Source organism: Streptacidiphilus sp. ASG 303 (genome assembly GCF_020991365.1).
Classification (GTDB): domain Bacteria; phylum Actinomycetota; class Actinomycetes; order Streptomycetales; family Streptomycetaceae; genus Peterkaempfera.
The window spans coordinates 94508-111311 of the sequence record NZ_JAJLRA010000020.1 but is presented as its reverse complement, the minus strand read 5'-3'; the positions used below and the strand labels follow the sequence as shown (position 1 = coordinate 111311).

At 73.3% G+C, this 16804-nt stretch carries 12 protein-coding genes; 3 read left to right on the top strand and 9 right to left on the bottom strand.

All coding sequences use genetic code 11. The annotated features are described in order from the left end of the window. Positions 1-599: 599 nt before the first annotated feature. The 8 genes from LO771_RS22070 to LO771_RS22035 form a co-directional block, all read right to left on the bottom strand. Positions 600-2123: a CoA-acylating methylmalonate-semialdehyde dehydrogenase gene (locus LO771_RS22070; RefSeq protein WP_230745248.1), complete on the bottom strand. Its 1524-nt coding sequence runs from the start codon at positions 2121-2123 to the stop codon at positions 600-602. Between the two features lie 99 nt (positions 2124-2222). Next, positions 2223-3122 (bottom strand): hypothetical protein, encoded by a 900-nt coding sequence (locus tag LO771_RS22065; protein ID WP_230745238.1) that lies wholly within the window; start codon positions 3120-3122, stop codon positions 2223-2225. Between the two features lie 213 nt (positions 3123-3335). Continuing rightward, positions 3336-4730, bottom strand: a complete 1395-nt coding sequence (locus LO771_RS22060) for an FAD-binding oxidoreductase (RefSeq protein WP_230655139.1) — start codon at positions 4728-4730, stop codon at positions 3336-3338. A 75-nt stretch (positions 4731-4805) separates the two neighbouring features. Next, a complete protein-coding gene (locus LO771_RS22055) occupies positions 4806-5606 on the bottom strand; it encodes an ABC transporter permease (protein WP_230655137.1) in 801 nt (266 codons plus the stop codon). After that, positions 5606-6565, bottom strand: coding sequence for an ABC transporter permease (locus tag LO771_RS22050; RefSeq protein WP_230655133.1), 960 nt, complete (start codon positions 6563-6565; stop codon positions 5606-5608). The genes LO771_RS22055 and LO771_RS22050 overlap by 1 nt, the downstream gene beginning before the upstream one ends. Then, positions 6562-7935, bottom strand: a complete 1374-nt coding sequence (locus LO771_RS22045; protein ID WP_230655130.1) for an ABC transporter ATP-binding protein — start codon at positions 7933-7935, stop codon at positions 6562-6564. The genes LO771_RS22050 and LO771_RS22045 overlap by 4 nt, the downstream gene beginning before the upstream one ends. 35 nt (positions 7936-7970) lie before the next feature. After that, positions 7971-9209, bottom strand: coding sequence for a PotD/PotF family extracellular solute-binding protein (locus LO771_RS22040; RefSeq protein ID WP_230655128.1), 1239 nt, complete (start codon positions 9207-9209; stop codon positions 7971-7973). A gap of 86 nt (positions 9210-9295) precedes the next feature. Continuing rightward, on the bottom strand, positions 9296-10825 hold the full coding sequence (locus LO771_RS22035; RefSeq protein ID WP_230655126.1) for a gamma-aminobutyraldehyde dehydrogenase: 1530 nt from the start codon (positions 10823-10825) through the stop codon (positions 9296-9298). 508 nt (positions 10826-11333) lie between these two features. Here LO771_RS22035 and LO771_RS22030 point away from each other — a divergent pair. From LO771_RS22030 to LO771_RS22020, 3 genes are all read left to right on the top strand, one after another. Then, positions 11334-13013, top strand: a complete 1680-nt coding sequence (locus LO771_RS22030; RefSeq protein ID WP_230655123.1) for a PucR family transcriptional regulator — start codon at positions 11334-11336, stop codon at positions 13011-13013. Positions 13014-13204: 191 nt separating this feature from the next. Further along, positions 13205-14554 carry a transaminase gene (locus LO771_RS22025; protein WP_230655120.1) on the top strand — a complete coding sequence of 450 codons (1350 nt, stop codon included), beginning with the start codon at positions 13205-13207 and terminating at the stop codon, positions 14552-14554. Positions 14555-14669: 115 nt separating this feature from the next. After that, complete coding sequence (locus LO771_RS22020; RefSeq protein WP_230655115.1) at positions 14670-15110, top strand: Lrp/AsnC family transcriptional regulator; 441 nt, start codon at positions 14670-14672, stop codon at positions 15108-15110. Between the two features lie 135 nt (positions 15111-15245). Here LO771_RS22020 and LO771_RS22015 read toward each other — a convergent pair whose 3' ends face one another. Then, positions 15246-16676, bottom strand: coding sequence for a gamma-aminobutyraldehyde dehydrogenase (locus LO771_RS22015; RefSeq protein ID WP_230655112.1), 1431 nt, complete (start codon positions 16674-16676; stop codon positions 15246-15248). Positions 16677-16804: the final 128 nt, after the last annotated feature.

Sequence of the window (16804 nt, the reverse complement as noted above, 5' to 3'; positions counted from 1 at the left end):
TCTCAAGGAACGGACGCTTCCTTCGCGGCCCCTGCGGGCCCCTCCGGGCGCTTCGTTCTTCCGTGTCTCCAGCTTATCAGACCCGCGGAGTGTTCTCTCCGCTTCGCTGACCCCCGCCGGCGGGGTTCCTGCGTTCTTTCCTTCGCCTTCCGGCGCTTTCCGACTCTAGCAGATCCCTGCCTCGCCGTTCCGCGCCCTCCGACTCCGGAAAGCCTGCCGACCTGGCCTTTTCGGGCCCCGTCGGCGAGATCAGACTCTAGCGAATCCGGACCGGAGGTCCAAACCCGCCGCATTTCCCTTTTCCGCACCCGCCGCACGTACCGCATTCGCACGCGAATACGGATACCGACGCGAGTCCGGAGCGGACGGCACACGCCGTCGCCGCACTCGCGCACGTGGAGGGGGTGGATCGGGGAGATGGCCGCTCCGGGACCGTCCGCGCAGACGCGTGTCCGGTGCTCCCTGCCGAGCGACCGTGGAACTCTACGGGCATCGGGCCCCCGCATGCAAACCGGCAGGCCGCCGCATGCGCGAGGGCGCGTGCGGCGGCCTGCCGGGCCGGAGTCGGACGGGGAACCGGGACCGGGACCGGGACCAGCTCAGCTGTTGGTGGGGAAGCCGAGGTTGATCCCGCCGTGGGACGGGTCGAGCCACCGCTGGGTGACGGCCTTGCCCCGGGTGAAGAAGTGGACGCCGTCGGCGCCGTAGGCGTGGGTGTCGCCGAAGAGGGACGCCTTCCAGCCGCCGAAGGAGTAGTAGGCGACGGGAACCGGGATCGGAACGTTGATGCCGATCATGCCGACCTCGACCTCGTTCTGGAACTTCCGGGCGGCGCCGCCGTCGTTGGTGAAGATCGCGGTGCCGTTGCCGTAGGGGTTGGCGTTGATGAGCTCCAGGCCCTCCTCGTAGGAGGTCACCCGCACCACCGACAGCACCGGGCCGAAGATCTCGTCGCTGTAGACGGACATGCCGGGCTTGACGTGGTCGAAGAGGGTCGGGCCGAGCCAGAAGCCGTCGGCGGTGGAGCCGCCGTGGGCGTCGGCCTCGGCGACCGGGTGGGTACGGCCGTCGACGGCGAGCTCCGCACCGTCCGCGAGGCCGGACTCCAGGTACGAGGCGACCTTGTCGCGGTGCTGCCCGGTGACCAGGGGGCCCATGTCGGAGTCGCCGTTGCAGCCGGGGCCGACCTTGAGGGTGGCCATCCGCTGCTTGATCTTCTCGACCAGCTCGTCGCCGATCGGGTCGACGGCCACCAGGACGGACACGGCCATGCAGCGCTCGCCGGCCGCGCCGAAGCCGGCGTTGACGGCGGCGTCGGCGGCGAGGTCCAGGTCGGCGTCGGGGAGGACCAGCATGTGGTTCTTCGCGCCGCCGAGGGCCTGGACGCGCTTGCCGTAGCGGGTGCCGGTCTCGTAGACGTAGCGGGCGATGGGGGTGGAGCCGACGAAGCTGACGGACTTGACGTCGGGGTGCTCCAGGAGGCGGTCGACGGCGGTCTTGTCGCCGTGGACGACGTTGAAGACGCCGTCGGGGAGCCCGGCCTCCTTCCACAGCTCCGCGAGGAAGTTGGCGGCGGAGGGGTCCTTCTCCGAGGGCTTGACGACCACGGTGTTGCCGGCGGCGATCGCGATGGGGAAGAACCACATCGGCACCATGGCGGGGAAGTTGAACGGCGAGATGACCGAGACGACGCCGAGCGGCTGGCGGATCGAGTAGACGTCGACGCCCGTCGACGCCTGCTCGGTGAAGCCGCCCTTGAGGAGCTGCGGGATGCCGCAGGCGTACTCGACGACCTCTAGGCCGCGGGCGATCTCGCCGAGGGCGTCGGAGTGGACCTTGCCGTGCTCGGAGACGATGATCGCGGCGAGTTCGTCCTTGCGGGTGTTGAGCAGCTCGCGGAAGGCGAAGAGCACCTGGGCGCGCCGGGCGACCGAGGTGTGCCGCCAGGTGGCGAAGGCCTCGACGGCCGCGGAGACGGCCTGGTCGACCTCGGCGATCCCGGCGAAGTCCACCTGTCCGGAGACCTTGCCGGTCGCCGGGTCGAAGATGTCGCCGCGGCGCGGTGCGGTGCCGGCGGTCGCGACCGGGGCGCCCCCGATCCAGTGGGTGATGTGCTTGCTCAAGGTCGTCTGCCTCCGGAGTCGGGTGCCTCGCTGTGTCCAGTGTCCGGCGGACGGCGGCGGCGCTCAACGAGCAGCGTGGCGGCGAATCGGCCGTGCGCCTTACAGGCCGTAGGAGTCCGCAGCCCCGTCCGCCCCCTCCGGTGCTCCGGCGCCGGGTGTGTCGGGGTGGTCGTAGTAGGAGTCGGGGTCCTCCCGGCCCTCCAGGAGGTCAAGGGTGGTGTCCTGCACCCAGGCGAGCGCCCAGCGCTTGGCGGCGTCGACCTCCTCGGGGCCGGCACCGAGAGCGAGGTAGACCTCGTCGTCGAGGGCGGCGAGCCGGCCGAGGCGTTCGGCCAGGGCCGCGGGGTGGAAGTCGTCGTCGAAGGCCCGGGCCATGGCGGGCATCGCGGCGTCGCCGACCCAGGCGGTCAGGGCGTGCACCGCGAGGAGGTCGTCGGGCAGGGTGCGCTCGGCCGCCGCGGTGAGGACGAGGCAGGCCGCGTCGTCCCGGGAGACGACCGGGACGGTGAGACCGGGCTCCACCTCGACCGGGACCGGCGGGTGGGCCAGCGGTCTCTTGGCGACGGACACGGTGACGGCGGGCGGGCCCGCGACGTCGCCGCCGGACACCGCGAGCGGGGGGCCGGCGTCGCCCGGGACCGGCGGCGTGACCACCAGGCCGGCGAACAGGGCGGTGTCCGGGTGCTGCGGGCGCACGACGTACCCCGCGTCGTGCCAGGCGCGGGCGAGGTCCGCGGTGATCGTGCCGAGGGGCGTGGACTCGCCGGTGGCCAGGTCGAGTTCCGCCGGGCGCAGGACGGCGGGGCGCAGGCCCTGGGCACGGAGGGCCCTGGGGCCGGCGAGTGCGAGGCGGTGGAGCGCGCAGACGGGGAGGGCTGCTTCCAGCAGCCGTGCCTGGTCCGGCGTGAGGGCCTCTCCGGGCGGCGCCGCCTCCGGCTGCGCGGTGGCGTACGGCTGCTCGGCGGTGTCCGGGTGTCCGGATGCGTCCCCTGCTGTCATGGGGTCAGTCTCCCGCGCGGAAGGCGACGGGCGGGACAGGCCGAGACAGGCGGGGCGGGCGGAGACGGGCGGGACAGGACGGAACGGGCGGGGGCGGACGGCACACGCCGTCCCGCCCGGGCGGGGCGGGGCGGCGCGGCGCGGCGCGGCGCGGCGCGGCGCGGCGCGGCGCGGCGCGGCGCTGAACGGGCCGGGAGGACGGCGCGGAACGGCTCAGCTGTCGAAGCCGAACCCGAGCCGGTCCATCGCCTTGAGCCAGAGGTTGCGGCGCCCGGCGTGCCGGTCGGCGCGGTCGAGCGACCACTTGGTGAGCTCGATCCCGGCCCAGCGGAAGGGCTCGGGCGGGAAGGGCAGCGGCCTCTCCCGCACCATCCGCAGCTCGGTGCGCTCGGTGCGCTCCCCGGCGAGCAGGTCGAGGACGGTCTCGGCGCCGAAGCGGGTGGCCCCGACGCCCAGGCCGGTGTAGCCGGTGGCGTACGCGACGCGGCCGCGGTGGGCGGTGCCGTAGAACGCGGCGAAGCGGGTGCAGGTGTCGATGGCGCCGCCCCAGGCGTGGGTGAACCGGACGCCTTCGAGCTGGGGGAAGGTGCGGAAGAAGTGGCCGGCGAGCCTGCGGAAGGTCTCGGGGCGCTGGTCGTGCTCGCTGCGCACCCGGCCGCGGTAGTGGTAGACGGCGTCGTAGCCGCCCCACAGGATCCGGTTGTCGCCGGAGAGCCGGAAGTAGTGGAACTGGTTGGCGGAGTCCCCCAGCCCCTGCCGGTTGCGCCAGCCGATCGAGGCGAGCCGCGCGTCGTCGAGCGGCTCGGTCATCAGGGCGTAGTCGTAGACGGGGACGACGTAGGGGCGGACGCGGCGGAGGAGGGAGGGGAAGGCGTTGGTGGCGAGGGCGACCCGGCGGGCGAAGACGCGTCCGTAGGAGGTGCGCACGGCCATGCCGCTGCCGTTCTCCTCCAGGGCGGTGGCGCGGGTGTGCTCGAAGATCCGGACGCCCTGGCCGAGGCAGGCCTGCCGCAGGCCCCAGGCGAGCTTGGCCGGGTGGACCATGGCGACCCCGTCCTTGTCCCAGACGCCGCCGAGGAAGGTGGGCGAGTCGACCTCGGCGCGGACCTGGGCGGCGTCGAGCACGGTGAGGCCGACGCCGTAGGGGGCGACCTGCTCGGCGACCTCGTGGAGCCAGTCCAGCTGGTAGGGCTCGGTGGCGACGTCGAGTTCGCCGGTGCGCTCCCAGTCGCAGTCGATGCCGTACCGGCCGAGGGTGTCCTCGATCGCCTGGAGGTTGGCGGCGCCGAGCTTCTCGAGCTGCGTGAGCTCGCCGGGCCAGCGCTGGAGCCCGTTGCCGAAGCCGTGGGTGAGGCTTGCGGCGCAGAAGCCGCCGTTCCTGCCGGAGGCGGCCCAGCCCGTCTCGTGGCCCTCGACGAGGACGACGTCGAGGGAGGGGTCCCGCTCCTTGGCGACCAGTGCGGTCCAGAGCCCGGCGTAGCCGCCGCCGACGACCAGCAGGTCGCAGTGGGTGTCGCCGACGAGGGCCGCCAGCGGCTCGGGGCGGCCGGGGTCCTCCAGCCAGAAGGGGGTGGGCCGGGCGTCCTTAAGCGAGGAGGCGGGATCCATGCATTATCAACTGCTCTCTGGCGGGTCGGGACGTGCGGGAGCGGGGCCGGCCGGGAGCGGCCGGCCCCGCTCCGGTCAGGCGCGGGCGCGGCGCCGGTTGGCGATCCACTGGCCGCCGGCGGTGAGGACGACGGCGGTGAGGAACATGGCGGTGCCGATGACGTTGACCTGGACGGGCGTGCCGCGCTGCGCCGAACCCCAGACGAACATCGGGAAGGTGACCGTGGAGCCCGAGTTGAACTGGGTGATCACGAAGTCGTCGAAGGAGAGGGCGAAGCTGAGCAGCGCTCCGGCGGCGATGCCGGGGGCGGCCAGCGGCAGGGTGATGCGCAGGAAGGTCTGCGTCGGGGTGGCGTAGAGGTCCTGGGCGGCCTGCTCCAGGCGCGGGTCCATGGAGGCCACGCGGGCCTTCACGGCGGTCACCACGAAGCTGAGGCAGAACATGATGTGGGCGATGAGGATCGTCCAGAAGCCGAACTCGACCCGCGTGTTGAGGAAGAGCGTGCCGAGGGAGGCGGCCATGACGATCTCGGGCATGGCCATCGGCATGAAGATGAGCGCGTTGACGAAGGGCCGGCCGCGGAAGCGGTAGCGGGCCAGGGCGAAGGCGATCATCGTGCCGAGGACGGTGGCGCCGACGGTGGCGTAGACGCCGATCTGGAGGCTGAGCCCGAGGGCGTCGCACATGCCGGCGACGTCGCAGGGGTGCTGCCAGGCGTCGGTGGAGAAGTGGCTGAGGGTGTAGTTGAAGCGCCCGGTGGGCTTGTTGAAGGAGTACACGATCACCACCAGGTTGGGGATGATCATGTAGGCCAGGACGAGGGCTGCGGCGATGACGACGAGGTGGCGGCGGAGCCACCGGAGGGGGGCGGCCATCAGACGAGGTCCTCCGTCCCGGCCTTGCGGATGTAGAGGCTGATCATGACCAGGATGAAGGCCATGAGAATGAAGGAGAGCGCCGCGGCCAGCGGGTAGTTCACCTGGGTGAGGAACTGGTTCTGGATGACGTTGCCGATCATCTTGTCCTGCACGCCGCCGAGCAGCTGGGCGTTGATGTAGTCGCCGGAGGCCGGGATGAAGGTGAGCAGGGTGCCCGCGACCACGCCGGGGAGCGAGATCGGGAACGTCACCTTGCGGAAGGTGGTGAAGGGCCGGGCGTACAGGTCGCCGGCGGCCTCGTGGAGGCGGGGGTCGATCCGCTCCAGCGAGGTGTAGAGCGGCAGCACCATGAACGGCAGGAAGTTGTAGGTCAGGCCGCAGACCACCGCGAAGGGGGTCTGCATCAGCCGGTGGTCGCGGGTCCAGTGCAGGGCGTCGGTGACGTCGAGCAGGTGGACCGCGTTGAGGGTGCGGACCACCCAGCCGCCGTCGGCGAGGATGGTCTGCCAGGCCAGCGTGCGGATGAGGAAGCTGGTGAAGAACGGTGCGATGACCAGCACCAGGACGACGTTGCGCCAGCGGCCGGCCTTGAAGGCGATGGTGTACGCCAGCGGGTAGCCGAGGGCCAGGCACAGGGCGGTGGCGATGGCGGCCCACACGAAGGACCAGCCGTAGAGGCTCCCGTACTCACGCAGGGCGTCCCAGTAGGTGGCGACGTGCCAGGTGACCCGGAAGCCCGTCTCCAGGGAGCCGGTCTGCACGGAGGTGGAGGCCTGGTAGACGGTGGGCAGCGCGAAGAAGACCAGCAGCCAGGCGAGGCCCGGGAGCAGCAGCAGGTAGGGGATGCGGCGCCGGCGGCGGGCCGCCCTGCCGACGGCCGCGGGGACGGGCCCCTGGCCGCCGGCCTCCGGCGGCGCGCCCGCGCCGGGGAGGACGGCGGTGGCGTGGGAGGTCATACGGCCTCCTCCTGGCCGGCGTGGACGTCCTGGTCGGCGTCGACGGCGAAGGCGTGGGCGGGGTTCCAGTGCAGGACGACCTCGGCGCCGGGGGCGATGCGGGTGTCGCGCTCCATGTTCTGCTCGAAGACCGCGATCTCCTGGCCCCAGGCGGCGCGCACCACGTACTGGGTGGAGACGCCGATGAAGCTCGCGTCCAGGACCGTGCCGGTGATGCGGTTGCGGCCCTCGGCGACGGTCGCGGCGTCGTCGGCGTGGGTGAGGGTGAGCTTCTCGGGGCGGACACCGACGAGCAGGCGGTCGCGGTCGCCCGCGGCGCGCCCGGCGGGGAGGGTCAGCCGGGTGCCGGAGACGTCGAGCAGCAGGTCGCCGCCCTGGCGGCCGATGACGGCGGCGGCGAGGAGGTTGGACTGGCCGAGGAAGTTGGCCACGAAGGTGGTGGCCGGGTTCTCGTACAGGTCGGCGGGGGCGCCCAGCTGCTCGATGCGGCCCGCGTTCATCACCGCGATGGTGTCGGCCATGGTCATGGCCTCCTCCTGGTCGTGGGTGACGTGGACGAAGGTGATGCCGACCTCGGTCTGGATGCGCTTGAGCTCCAGCTGCATCTGGCGGCGCAGCTTGAGGTCGAGGGCGCCGAGCGGCTCGTCCAGGAGCAGGACCTGGGGGTGGTTGATCAGGGCGCGTGCGACGGCGACGCGCTGCTGCTGGCCGCCGGAGAGCTGGTGGGGCTTGCGGCGGGCCAGCGGGCCCAGCTCGACGAGCTCCAGCATCTCGTCGACCTGCTTCTTCACGTCCTTCCTGCCGCGGCGCCGCAGGCCGAAGGCGACGTTCTCGAAGATGTCGAGGTGGGGGAAGAGGGCGTAGTTCTGGAAGACGGTGTTGACCGGCCGCTTGTAGGGCGGCAGGGCGGTGACGTCGCGGCCGCCGATGACGATGGCACCGGTGGTGGGGTCCTCCAGGCCGGCGATCATCCGCAGGGTGGTGGTCTTGCCGCAGCCGGAGGCGCCCAGCAGGGCGAAGAAGGAACCGGCCGGGATGGTGAGGTCCAGGGGGCGGACGGCGGTGAAGTCGCCGAAGGTCTTGGAGATGCCGGTGAGGTGGACGTCCTGCCCGGCGGCCTCCGGTGCGGTCCCGGCCGGTGCGCCGGGCGCGGGGGCGGCCTTCGCGGGGGCCTCGGCGGCGGTGGCCTCGGCGGGGGCGGCCTCGGTGGGGGCGGCCTCGGTGGCAGGGGCCTCGGCGGCGCCGTCCTTCACGGGCGCCTCCGTCGCGGGGGCGGCCTTCGCGGGGGCCTCCGTCGCGGGCGTCTCCGAAGCGGGGACGTCCGGCGTCCGTCCGTCGCCGGCCTGCTCGGCGGTGTGCTGCTCTGTCATCAGTTCTCTCGCTGTCCCTCGTGTGCCGGTGGCCGTCAGGCGCCGATGAGCTTGGCGAACGCGCCCTGGTACTTCTTCTCCTCGGCCTCGCTGAGCGCGCGGAAGGCGTGGCTCCTCCGTGCCATCGCCTTGTCGGCGATGATCAGCGGGTTCTTCGCCGCCTCGGGGTCGATCCTCTGCAGGGCCTCGGCCACGCCGTCGACGGGCGTGAAGTAGTTGACGTAGTCGGCGAGCTCGGCGGCGACGTCGGGCCGGTAGTACCAGTCGATGAGCCGCTCGGCGTTGGCCTTGTGGCGGGCGCGGCGCGGGATGAGCATGTTGTCGGTGGAGGCGAGGTAGCCGGCCTCCGGGATGACGTACTCGATGTCCGGGTTGTCGGCCTTGAGCTGGACGAGGTCGCCGGCCCACGCGATGCAGGCGTGGATGTTGCCGCTGGCGAGGTCCTTGGCGTACTCGTTGCCGGTGAAGGCGCGGACCTGGTGGCTGTCGACGGCCTTCTGCACCTTGGCGACGGCGGCGGAGAAGTCGTCGTCGGTGAAGTTCCCGGGGTCCTTGCCCATGTCGAGCAGGGTGAGGCCCATGGTGTCGCGCATCTCGGTGAGGAGGGTGACGCGGCCCTTGAGCGCGGGGTCGGTGAGGAGCTGGTCGACGCTGGTCACGGCCTTCCCGCCGGTGGCCTTCTTGTTGTAGGCGATGAGCGTCGCGATGCCGGCCCAGGGGTACGAGTGGGTGCGGCCGGGGTCCCAGTCGGGGTTGCGGTACTGCGCGGACAGGTTGGCGTAGGCGTGCGGGAGCTTCGAGGCGTCGAGGGTCTCGGCCCAGCCCAGGCGGATGACGCGGGCGGCCATCCAGTCGGTGAGGACCATCAGGTCGCGGCCGGTGTCCTGGCCCGCGCGGAGCTGGGCCTGGATCTTGCCGAAGAAGTCGTCGTTGTCCTCGATGTCCTCGGTGTAGGCGACCTTGATGCCGGTGGCCTTCGTGAAGGCGTCGAGGGTGGGACGGCGGTTCTTGTCCTTGTCGTCGACGTCGATGTAGAGGGGCCAGTTGGAGAAGTTGAGCACCTTCTCCTCGGCGGAGTGGTCCTCGGTGGCGGCGGTGCCGGACGAGGCCTGGGAGGCGGCCGGGATGCCGCAGCCGGTGAGGGCGGCGGTCGCGACGGCGCCCAGCCCGGCGGTGCGCAGCAGCGACCGGCGGGTGAGGGCCGCGCGACCGGATGTCGCACTGCGCCGCCAGGCCTTGAGCACGGGGTCCGGCAGTCCGTCGAACGGATCCATGGGGTGCAGCCCTCCTGTGGGGGTGAGGAGCGGAAGGGGGCCGGCCGCCCCGGTACGGGGGCGTGCGGGGCGGCCGGCCGGCTCGGTCATCTGTCGCCGAAGACGGTGCGGTGCCAGTCCTTGCGGGCGGCGGCGGTCGTGTCGTACATGACGTGCTTGACCTGGGTGTACTCGTCGAGCGAGTACTGCGACATGTCCTTGCCGTAGCCGGAGGCCTTGTAGCCGCCGTGCGGCATCTCGCTGATGATCGGGATGTGGTCGTTGACCCAGACGCAGCCGGCCGCGATCTCGCGGGTGGCGCGCAGGGAGCGGTGCACGTCGCGGGTCCAGACGGAGGCGGCGAGGCCGTAGGGGGTGTCGTTCGCGAGGCGCAGGCCCTCGTCGTCGGAGTCGAAGGGGAGGACCGCGAGGACGGGGCCGAAGACCTCGCTCTGCACGATCTCGGCGTCCTGGGGGACACCGGTGACGAGGGTGGGGCGGTAGTAGGCGCCGAGGGTGAGGTCGGTGCCGTCGTGGCCCTTGGCGGGCGCCTCGCCGCCTGCGGCGATGACGGCGCCGTACCCGCGGGCGCGCTCGACGAAGGCGGCGACGCGGTCGCGCTGGGCGAAGGAGACGAGGGGGCCGAGGTCGGTGTGCGGGTTCATCGGGTCGCCGAGGCGGACCCGGCCGTAGAGCTCGGCGACGCCCTCGACGAAGGCGTCGTACAGCGGCCGCTGGACGTAGGCGCGGGTGGCCGCGGTGCAGTCCTGGCCGGTGTTGATGAGGGAGGCGGCGACCGCGCCGTGGACGGCGGCCTCCAGGTCGGCGTCGTCGAGGACGAGGAAGGGGGCCTTGCCGCCGAGTTCGAGGTGGGTGCGCTTGACGGTGCGGGTGGCGAGCTCGGCGACACGGCGCCCGACGGCGGTGGAGCCGGTGAAGGAGACCATCGCGACGTCGGGGTGGGAGACCAGGTGCTCGCCGGCGGTGCGGCCGTCGCCGGTGACGACGTTGACGACGCCGTCGGGCAGGCCCGCCTCGGTGCAGGCCTGCGCGAACATCAGCGCGGTGAGGGGGGTGAGCTCGGCGGGCTTGAGGACGACCGTGTTGCCGGCCGCGACCGCCGGGAGGATCTTCCAGGCGGCCATCTGGAGCGGGTAGTTCCAGGGGGCGATGGAGCCGACGACGCCGATCGCCTCGCGCCGCACGTAGGAGGTGTGGTCGCCGGAGTACTCGCCGGCGGCCTTCCCCTCCAGGTTGCGGGCGGCCCCGGCGAAGAAGCCGGTGTTGTCGACGGTGCCGGGGACGTCGAACTCGGTGGAGAGCTTGATCGGCTTGCCGGTCTGGGCGGTCTCGGTGCGGGCGAGGTCGTCCGAGCGGTCGGCGAGGACGGCGGCGAGGCGGGTGAGTGCCTCGGCGCGGGCGCCGGGGGTGGCCCGAGACCAGTCGGGGAACGCGGCGCGGGCGGCGGCGACGGCCTCGTCGACGTCGCGGGTGGACGCGAGGCGGACCTGGCGGACCGTGCTGCCGTCGGCCGGGTTGACCACGTCGAAGGGGCGGTCGCCGGTGCCTTCGGTGAGGCGGCCGGCGATGAACTGGGCTCCGTCCTCGAAGCGGGGGTCCGCGGTCGTCGGGTCCATGGTTCCTCCATGCGCTGGGCTGCGCCGGGTGGGCTGCCGGGTGGTCGCGTCCCCGGGGGGCGGGGACCGGTCGGCCCGGGCGGGCTGCGGGCGCGTCCCGGCCTCGGGCCGGTCCCGGTTCCGGCCCGGGTCCGGCCCGGGGCGCGGGTCCGGCCGCGCGGGTCCGGTGGGCGCGGCCTCCTCGCCGCCTGCCGGCACCGGAACCGTGCGCCGGCCGGTGGCGGGGATTGCGCGATCATCGCAAGACACCGTCGCCACCGACAAGGGATTCCGTTGTTGCCTTTTGGTTACGCGACGGAATCGGGCGCCCGGTCGTGACTCCCGCCACGTCCGACCCCGCCGACCCTGCCCGGCGCGGCGCACGGCGGCAAGGGACAGGGCGGCAGCCCGGGCGGCGGAGGCCTTACAGAGTGCAAGGCGTCCGGCGGGCGGGGGGAGGGCCGCCGCGTTGCATGATGCTGCTGACACCTTGGACCCCGGCGGCGCCCGCCGTCGACAGGAGGCAGCCGTGTTCCCCACCGTCGCCCGCGTGCTCGACCTGGACGCCGTGCGCCGGGGCATGCCCCAGGTCGTCGCCGGGGCGGACCGGCTGCAGCGCCCGGTGCGCTGGGTGCACGTCAGCGAGCTGCCGGACATCGCGGGCATGCTCCAGGGCGGCGAGCTGGTGCTGACGACCGGCATCGCGCTGCCCGAGGACCGCGAGGGCCTGGCCCGGTACGTCCGCGAGCTGTCGGAGGTCGGCGCGGCGGGCCTGGTGGTGGAGTTCGGCCGCCGGTACTTCGACACGCTGCCCCGGGCGCTGGTGCAGGCCGCCGAGCAGTACGGCCTGCCGCTGGTGGCGCTCCGCCGGGAGCTGCGGTTCGTGGCGGTGACCGAGGCGGTGCACGCCCTGGTGGTCAACGCGCAGCTGGAGGAGCTGCGCAGCTCGGAGGCGGTCCACCAGACCTTCAACGAGCTGGCGGTGGAGGGCGCCGAACCGGCGGAGGTGGTGCGGCAGGTGGCGCGGATGGCGGGCGCTCCGGCGGTGCTGGAGAACCTCGCCCACCAGGTGCTGGCGTACGACGCGGCGGGCCGGGACGCGGAGGCGCTGCTGGAGGACTGGGAGCGGCGCTCGCGCGGGGTCCGCCCGGAGGGCCGCACCGGGTACGACCCGCGGACCGGCTGGCTGGTCACCGCCGTGGGGGCGCGCGGGCACGACTGGGGACGACTGGTCCTGGTCGGCGAGCCCGGCCCGCTGCCCGAGGAGCTGCCGCACCGGCACACCGTGCTGCTGGAGCGGGGCGCGGCGACGCTGGCGCTGGGCCGGCTGCTGGTGCGGGACCGCGAGAGCCTGGAGCGGCAGACGCACCGCACGCTGCTGTCGGGCATCCTCACCCACGCGCTGACCGTCTCCGAGGTGGCGCTGCGCGCCCAGGCGCTCGGGGTGCCGCTGGAGGGGCGGCGGCTGGTGGGCGTGGTGCTGCGGCAGCGGGGCCGGCCGGCCGCGGCCGCGCTGGAGGCGCAGGCCCGGCTGCGGGACCTGACCGAGACCGCGGCGGCGGCGGTGCGCGAGCGGCGGATGTCGGCGCTGGTGGGACCGCTGGACGACGACGGGGTGGGGCTGCTGGTGGCGCTGGGGCCGCACGACGACGAGCACGCCTCCCTGGACGGGTTCGCGGCGGCGCTGGAGCGGCTGCTGGGCGAGGGGGGCCGGCCCGGCCGGGCGGGGTCGGGGGGCGCGGCGCCGGAGGGGGCGCCGGTGGTCGCGGTGGGGTCGTCGGTGGGGTCGGTGCGGGACGCCCGGCGCACCCTCGTCGAGGCGACGCAGGTGGCGGACGCCGCCCTGCACGACGCCCCGCTGCCCGGGGGGCGCGCCGCGTCGTACTACCGGCTGCCGGACGTGCGGCTGCGCGGCCTGCTGCACCTGCTGCGGGACGACGCCCGGCTGCAGACGTACGTGGAGCGGGAGCTGGGGCCGCTGCTGGCGTACGACGCGGAGCACGGCACGCAGCTGACGGCGATGCTGCGGACCTACCTGGAGCAGGGCCGCAACAAGTCGGCGGCGGCGGACGCGGCGCACCTGTCGCGGCCGTCGTTCTACGACCGGCTGCACCGGGTGGAGCGGGTGCTGGGTGTGGACCTCGACCAGGTGGAGTCGTGCCTGTCGCTGCACGTGGCGCTGCTGGCGCTCGACGCGGTGCGCCGCTGACCCGGGCACGGCGGCCCGGGGGCCCGGGGGCGCAGGGGTCCGGGGGCACGGCGGGGTCCGGCGGTTCGGGGGCCGACGATCCGACGACCCGACGGCCCGACACCTCCAGAACGATCGAAACATGCGTCGTGGCAACCGAATCGATCGCCCTGTCTTGTCCGCGCAACTCTTTCGGGCGTACCGTGCCGCCCATGGACCGTGCACACCTGCAGACCCTGCTCGCCCGGGAGACCGCCGAGAGCGCCCGCCGCAACCCCCGCTCGCAGGCCGCGTACCAGCGCGCCGAGCACCTCTTCGGCCGGGTGCCGATGACGTGGATGAACAAGAGCGCCACCGCCTTCCCGCTCTACCTGGAAGGGGCCCGCGGCGCGCGGGTCCGCGACATCGACGGCCACGAGTACGTCGACTTCTGCCTGGGCGACACCGGCGCCATGGCGGGCCACTCCCCCGCACCGGTCGCCGACGCGGTCGAGCGCCGCTACCGCGCGCAGGGCGGCGCGACAGCGATGCTGCCCACCGAGGACGCGGAGTGGGTGGGCGCGGAGCTCAGCCGCCGCTTCGGCCTGGAGCGCTGGTCCTTCTCGCTGACCGCCACCGACGCCAACCGCTGGGCGATCCGGCTGGCCCGCGCCGTCACCGGGCGCTCGAAGATCCTGGTGAACAGCTACAGCTACCACGGCAGCGTCGACGAGTCGCTGATCGTCGTCGGCGAGGACGGCCGCGGCGCCTCCCGCCCCGGCAACGTCGGCGCGCCCTGCGACGTGACGCTCACCAGCCGGGTCGCGGAGTTCAACGACCTGGAGGGCCTGGAGCGGGAGCTGGCCCACGGCGACGTCGCGGCGGTCCTCATGGAGCCGGCGCTCACCAACATCGGCATCGTGCTGCCCGAGCCCGGCTACCTGGAGGGCGTGCGGGAGCTCACCCGCCGGTACGGCACGCTGCTGATCAACGACGAGACGCACACCCTGTCGGCCGGCCCCGGCGGCTGCACCGCGGCCTGGGGGCTGGAGCCGGACGTGCTGACCGTGGGCAAGGCCATCGGCGGCGGCATCCCGGCGGGCGCGTACGGCCTGTCGGCGGAGCTGGCCGACCGGCTGCTGGGCCGCGACGACCTGGACCTGGTGGACATGGGCGGCGTCGGCGGCACCCTCGCGGGCAACGCGCTGTCGGTGGCGGCGATGCGCGCCACCCTGGAGCACGTGCTGACCGACGACGCGTTCGCCCGCATGTGCGCGCTGTCGGAGCGGTTCGAGGCCGGCGTGCGCAAGGGCATCGAGGCGTACGGGCTGCCCTGGTCGGTCAGCCGGCTCGGCGCCCGCACCGAGTACCGCTTCGCCTCCCCGGCGCCGCGGACCGGCACGGAGTCGGCGGCCTGCGCCGACGCGGAGCTGGAGGACTTCCTCCACGTCTACCTGTCCAACCGGTCCATCCTCATGACGCCGTTCCACAACATGGCGCTGATGTGCCCGGACACCACCGAGGCCGACGTGGACACCCACACCGAGGTCTTCCACGCGGCCCTGGAGGAGCTGGCGGGCTGACCCGGCCGGAGGGCCGTGGGTACAGTTCGGCAGCACACCGGCGCCCGGCAGGCGGGCGCCGGTGCCGCGGCGGGGAGCCGCGCAGGACCACCGAGACGAACGGGGACGGGGACACGTGGACGACATCGACCGGGCGATCCTCAAGGAGTTGCAGGCCGACGGCCGGATCGCCTACGCCGACCTCGGGCCGAAGGTGGGCCTGTCGGCCTCCGCGGCCCGCCAGCGGCTGCAGCGGCTGCTGGACTCCAAGGTGGTGCAGGTCGTCGGGGTCACCGACCCGATGGCGATGGGCCGCCAGTCGATGGCGCTGCTCGGCATCGCCGTGGACGGCGACCCGCGGGCGGTCGCGGACGCGCTGGCGCAGCGCGAGGAGGTCGTCTACATGGTCCTGACGGCCGGTCCCTACGCCCTGTTCGCCGAGGTGGTGTGCGGGCAGCCGGGCGACCTGCTGGACCTGGTGAACGACGTGGTGCGGCCGATCGAGGGCGTGACCGGCGTCGAGACGTTCCCGTACTTCGGCATCCACACCCACCGGTTCCTGTGGGACGTGGGCTGAGGCGCGGGCGCCCGCGCCCGCGCCCGCGACCGGGAACGGGAACGGGAACGGGAACGGGAACGGGAACGGGAATGGGAACGGGAACGGCCCCGGGAGGCAGCTGCCTCCCGGGGCCGTCCGGCGTCGGGGCGCGGGTCAGATCGCCGTCATGACGTGCTTGATGCGGGTGTAGTCCTCGAAGCCGTAGGAGGAGAGGTCCTTGCCGTAGCCGGACTTCTTGAAGCCGCCGTGCGGCATCTCGGCGACCAGCGGGATGTGGGTGTTGATCCACACGCAGCCGAAGTCGAGGGCCTTGGACATCCGCATGGCGCGGGCGTGGTCCTTGGTCCACACCGAGGAGGCGAGCGCGTAGTCGACGCCGTTGGCGTAGGCGACGGCCTGCTCCTCGTCGGAGAACTTCTGCACGGTGATGACCGGGCCGAAGACCTCGTTCTGGATGATCTCGTCGTCCTGCTGCAGACCGGAGACGACGGTGGGGGCGTAGAAGTAGCCGCGGTCGCCGACGCGCCTGCCGCCGGCCTCGACCTTGGCGTGGGCGGGGAGGCGCTCGATGAAGCCGGAGACCTGCGCGAGCTGGTTGGCGTTGTTGAGCGGGCCGTAGAGGACGTCCTCCTCGTCGACGCCGCCGGTCTTCGTCTCGGCGGCGGCCTTGGCGAGGGCGGCGACGAACTCGTCGTGGACGTCCTCGTGCACGAGCACGCGGGTGGCGGCGGTGCAGTCCTGGCCGGCGTTGAAGAAGCCGGCGACGGAGATGCCCTCGACGGCGGCGGGGATGTCGGCGTCCTCGAAGACCACGACGGGGGCCTTGCCGCCGAGCTCCAGGTGGACCCGCTTGAGGTCCTTGGCGGCGCTGCCGGCGACCTGCATGCCGGCGCGGACCGAGCCGGTGATGGAGGCCATGGCGGGGGTCGGGTGCTCGACCATCAGGCGGCCGGTGTCGCGGTCGCCGCAGATGACGTTGAAGACGCCCTTGGGGAGGATCTCCCCCATGATCTCGGCCAGCAGCACGGTGGAGGCCGGGGTGGTGTCGGACGGCTTGAGGACGACGGTGTTGCCGGCCGCGATGGCGGGGGCGAACTTCCAGACCGCCATCATCATCGGGTAGTTCCACGGCGCCACCTGGGCGCAGACGCCGACCGGCTCGCGGCGGACGAAGGAGGTCAGGCCCTCCATGTACTCGCCCGCGGACTTGCCCTCCAGCAGGCGGGCGGCGCCGGCGAAGAACCGGATCTGGTCCACCATCGGCGGGATCTCCTCGGAGCGGGTCAGCTCGCGGGGCTTGCCGGTGTTGCGGCACTCGGCGTCGATCAGCTCCTCGGCCCGCGCCTCGACCGCGTCGGCGATCCTCAGCAGGGCGAGCTGGCGGGCGGCCGGGGTGCTGTCGCGCCAGGCCGGGAAGGCCTCGGCGGCGGCGGCCATGGCGGCGTCGACGTCGGCCTGGCCGGAGAGCGGGGAGGTCGCGTAGACCTCGCCGGTGGCGGGGTCGACCACGTCGAGGGTGCGGCCGTCCGCCGCGTCGACGAACTCGCCGTTGATGTAGTTGCGCAGCGCGCGAAGATCGCTCACGGACCTCTCCTCGAGTCGTGCCCGGGCCGCCGGGTGGCCGCACCGGGCGGTGCACGGTGCACTGAAGTATGTACGGATTGCGGACGGACGGTACCGCCGCTCGCGCACACGGCCGCCGCACACGCGAC